The organism is Mesorhizobium sp. M2E.F.Ca.ET.209.01.1.1 (genome assembly GCF_004010375.2).
GTDB lineage: Bacteria > Pseudomonadota > Alphaproteobacteria > Rhizobiales > Rhizobiaceae > Mesorhizobium.
Genome location: NZ_SADP02000476.1, coordinates 1 through 361 on the forward strand (window position 1 = coordinate 1; position 361 = coordinate 361).

The 361-nt window shown below is 67.6% G+C and carries 1 protein-coding gene; it reads right to left on the bottom strand.

Annotation, left to right across the window (positions count from 1 at the left end; all coding sequences use genetic code 11):
- A partial coding sequence (locus tag EN852_RS36555) for a hemagglutinin repeat-containing protein (RefSeq protein WP_135879740.1) occupies positions 1 to 361 on the bottom strand: 361 nt, incomplete at both ends.

Consider the following 361-nt stretch of genomic DNA (forward strand, 5'->3'; position numbering starts at 1 on the left):
GCCAGGTGCTGCTCTCGGCATTGGACTTGCTGCTGCCGACGCTGGCTTCGGCGTAAACGTACACGCCGGTCTGCGCGCCCACTGCAACGCCCACGCCGACTTCGGCGCCAGCATTGCTGCTCTTGCTGCGGTCGGCCACGTGCGCCTTGCCCGCTTCCAGCAGGATGTCACCGGCCGAATCCAGACTGAGCGTGTTGCCCGCGCTCAGATTGCCCTGCACCACGTGGATGTCGCCCTGGGTGCTGGTCAGGTTGACGTTGCCGCCCCCCTGGATGGTGGAGCCGCGCGAGACCTGGCTGCTGCCATCGGCACTGCTGCTGGAGGTCTTGAAGCCGACGCCGGCCTCGGCACTGAGCAGTGC